Origin of the sequence: Candidatus Protofrankia californiensis (assembly GCF_900634765.1) — a bacterium.
Classification (GTDB): Bacteria; Actinomycetota; Actinomycetes; order Frankiales; family Frankiaceae; genus Protofrankia; species Protofrankia californiensis.
This window is the reverse complement of sequence record NZ_CAAAFT010000297.1, coordinates 14163-18105: the sequence shown is the minus strand read 5'-3', so window position 1 is coordinate 18105 and position 3943 is coordinate 14163. Positions and strand designations below refer to the sequence as shown.

General features: G+C 70.8%; 3 protein-coding genes. All 3 read left to right on the top strand.

Features of this window, described 5'->3' with window-relative positions; all coding sequences use genetic code 11:
* Positions 1-1762 (top strand): HAD-IC family P-type ATPase (locus DD1DGNOD_RS15880; protein WP_131770472.1); only part of this gene is annotated, 1762 nt, incomplete at its 5' end.
* A gap of 102 nt (positions 1763-1864) precedes the next feature.
* On the top strand, positions 1865-2965 hold the full coding sequence (locus tag DD1DGNOD_RS15875; protein ID WP_131770471.1) for a hypothetical protein: 1101 nt from the start codon (positions 1865-1867) through the stop codon (positions 2963-2965).
* A 106-nt stretch (positions 2966-3071) separates the two neighbouring features.
* Positions 3072-3653 (top strand): TerD family protein, encoded by a 582-nt coding sequence (locus DD1DGNOD_RS15870; protein WP_131770470.1) that lies wholly within the window; start codon positions 3072-3074, stop codon positions 3651-3653.
* Positions 3654-3943 lie beyond the last annotated feature (290 nt).

The window sequence follows — 3943 nt, the reverse complement described above, 5'->3', positions numbered from 1 at the left end:
GTCCGCGGCCAGGCGGCTGTCCGGCCGCGGGGCACTGGTGCGCAACCCGCGGACCATCGAGACGCTCGGGCGGGTGGACGTGCTGTGCTTCGACAAGACCGGCACGCTCACGAGAGGCAAGATCCGGCTGGGTGCGGTGTCGGACGGTGCCCACACCGCCGCCGTCGGCGATCTGCAGGAGCGGCAGCGTCGCGTGGTCGCCGCCGGTCTGCGAGCCACCCCGGTGCACACCCGCGGGCGCAAGCTGCCCCATCCCACCGACCGGGCGATGACCAAGGGCGCGACCGCCGCGGGCATCCGCCGTGACCACGGCCTGGATTCCTGGTCGGATGTGGCCTCACTGCCGTTCGAGCCGGGCCGCGCCTACCACGCGTCCCTCGGGCGTGCCGGTGGAACCGTGCTGCTCAGTGTCAAGGGCGCACCCGAGACGGTCCTGCCCCGGTGCGCTCGCTGGCGAACCGCCCGTGGCAGCGTGCCGCTGGACAGCCGCAGCCGGGCGAGTCTGGCCCGCGAGCACCTCGCGCTGGGCCGGCGGGGATACCGGGTGCTCGCCGTCGCAGATCGGTCGATGCCCGTCCGCAGTGAGCAGCTGTCGGACGGCGATCTCGACGGCCTCACCTTCCTGGGTTTTCTCGGGATGTCGGATCCGGTCAGGGCCGGCGCCGGGCCGTCGTTGGTCCAGCTGCACGACGCCGGCGTCCAGACCGTGATGATCACCGGTGACCATCCGGCCACCGCGCAGACGATCGCCGCCGAGCTGGGGGTCATCGACGGCGGCCGGGTGGTGACCGGCATGGAGATCGACGCGCTGGACGACGACGCGCTCGACGCGCTGCTGCCCGAGGTGTCGGTGGTTGCCCGCGGCACACCGGCACACAAGGTGCGCGTGGTGGAGTCGTACAAGCGGCTGGGCAAGGTGGTCGCGATGACCGGTGACGGCGCCAACGACGCGCCCGCGATCCGGCTCGCCGACGTGGGGATCGCGCTGGGCAAACGTGGTACCCCGTCCGCCCGGGCCGCCGCCGACGTGGTGGTCACCGACGACCGGTTGGAGACGATCCTCGACGTTCTGGTCGAGGGCCGGTCGATGTGGGCCTCGGTGCGCCAGGCGCTGGGTATCTTCGTGGGCGGCAACCTGGGCGAGATCGCCTTCACCCTCCTCGGCGCGGTCGTCACCGGTACCTCCCCGCTGTCGGCCCGGCAGTTGCTGCTGGTCAACCTGCTCACCGACCTCGCCCCCGGGCTCGCCATCGCCCTGCGCCAGCCGGACCCCGACAAGACCGGCGAGCTTCTCGGGGAGGGCCCGGAGAGTTCCCTGGGCCGCGCGCTGGTCCGGGAGGTTGTGGTGCGTGCGATCGCGACCACCGCGGCCGCCGCCGGCGCGTGGATCGTCGCCCGTCCCTCCGGCCGGCGCAGGCACGCCGACACCGTGGGGCTGGTGGCACTGGTCGCAGCGCAGCTCGGTCAGACGCTGCTCGTCGGGGGGCGCTCCCGGTCGGTGCTGCTGAGCAGCCTCGGATCGGTGACGGCGCTGACCGCGGTCGTCCAGACACCTGGCCTGAGCCAGTTCTTCGGCTGCACCCCCCTGGGGCCTTTCGGCTGGGCTGTCGCCGTCGGCGCTTCTGCCGCAGGGACGCTGCTCTCGGTGATGCTGGAGCCGCTCGCCGCCCGGTTCATTCCTCCCGACAGTGACCTGGGGACCCGGGCTTCCGGCAGCATTGACGCTCAGGGAGCTGCCGGCAGCCTCGACGTTCCTGAATGAGATCGTCATTGACGAGATCGTCATGTGGTTGTCGCTCTTCGTTACACGTCGACGAGCCAAAACTCCTGCGCGGGCAACTTTCGTCGACCTAAGCTCGATTCGATGGCGTGGATCGCGGGACGCGGCGACCCTGAGGGGGGTCGGCACCGATCGCCGTGGGGGCGGTCGGGCCGGATCCTTCCCATCCGGTGGGGGCGCATCATCGCGTTGACGGTGGCGCTGTCGGTGGTTGCCGGGCTGGGTGTGTGGTTGCGTTTTCGACCCGTCGGGTCGACCGGGCCGCAGCCGAACGCCGCTGTGACAGCGATCGCGGGGCACGCGCCGCAGGGCGGTGCCGGCAGTGACCACCGGCCGACGCCGACGCCCGCGTCCGGCGCGCAGCCGTCCGCAGGTGTCGGTGCCGCGGGAGCACCGGGGGTCGCTGGGGCCGCGGACAGCCCGCCCCCGCAGTCACAGCCTCCGCAGTCGCGGTCCGCTGTGGCGGCGGGCGAGACCGTGCGGACCTCTCCCAGCGACACCGCGGTGACGGCTGGGACGGACCTGGCTCTGTCGACAGGTGACGTCAACCTTGGGACGGTCAATTCCTCGGCAACAATGGAGCTGCGCGACACCGGCCGTCTTCCCGTCGACTTCCGGTTCGCCGCCACGCCGTCCTGGCTGTCCGTCGCGCCGCCTTCCGGCACGATCGCGGCAGGCGGTCGCAGGACTGTCACCTTCACCCTCGACCGTTCCGCCGCGCCGGTCGGCGTGGTGGACACCTCGGTTGCCGTCGCCACCCTCGGTGGCGCCAGGCAGGCCGGGGCGGTCCGGGTGACCGCGGTGGTGTCCGGCCCGCCGGCCATCGACTCGCTTACCGCCACCCCGGCCGTTGTGTATACAACGGGGTGTCCGTCCGCGTCCGGGCCGACCGTGTCCGTGGTGTCGGTGAAAGCGACCGATTCCACCGGCGTCTTCGGCGCGGAACTGGTCGCCCGACTGCCCGACGGGAGAACGACCACCAGCTCCCTGAACCTGGGTGAGGCGTCCGGGCAGCAGTCGGTGTGGTCGGGTCCGGTCGGGCCGTCGGGGATCCCGGGGCCGATGTCGTTCACCGTCACCGTCACCGACATCGACGGGCTGCGCGCGCAGTCCACAGGTTCGCTTGAGGTCAGGTCCTGCCCGGTCGCGGCCACTGGGGCGCCGGCCGGCTCAGGCCCGGGCTGACGCCGGGGGCAGGGGCGGTTCTCCACCCGTCGGCGGATCGATAGGCCTTGCGGGCAGTGCACGGGTATGTGCACGGCCGTATCCCGAGCGGTCTAGGCTTTCCCGCATGGCATCGGTGTCGCTGTCCAAGGGCGGCAATGTATCGCTCAGTAAGGTCGCCCCGAATCTCCGCGCGGTGACCGTCGGCCTCGGCTGGCAGGTGCGCCAGACCTCCGGCGTCGACTACGACCTCGACGCGAGCGCGATCGTCGTCGACGACCGGGGCAAGGTTCTCTCCGATCAGTACTTCGTGTTCTTCAACAACCTGGTCAGCCCGGACGGGGCGGTGAAGCACCTGGGTGACAACCTCGTCGGTGGTGGCGGCGGGGACGACGAGCAGATCACGGTCGAACTGTCCGCGCTCACGCCGCAGGCGTCCAAGGTTGTCTTTGCGGTGTCGATCCATGATGCCGACGTCCGCCGGCAGACCTTCGGCCAGGTGCGCAACGCCTTCATCAGGGTGATCGACTCGGCGACCGGTACGGAAATCGCCCGGTACGACCTCACCGAGGACGCATCCTCGGAGACTGCGATGATCTTCGGGGAGCTCTACCGGTACTCCAGTGAGTGGAAGTTCCGCGCGGTGGGCCAGGGATACACCACGGGCCTGCGGGGAATCGCCCTCGACTTCGGCGTCAACGTCTCCTGACCGGCTGCCGTCTCCTGACCGCTGGTGCCGGTCAGGACCCCACAGCGGTCGGCAGACCAGTGGGGATGCATCCGCAGATGACTGCGGATGCATCCCCACTGGTTTCTATTTTTCTGTTCGTTTTCCGGCCCCGCTGCGGTGGTCTCAGGTGGTCGGGGCAGGCGTCAGGAGCTCGGGGGACTGCGCGCCGATCGTGGTGATCGAAGTGTCGGGAACGGACGACGCCTGGACGTCGACCCGCCACGCCACGGAATGCCGGTGAAGAGCAATGTTCTGGGGGGTGGCCGCGG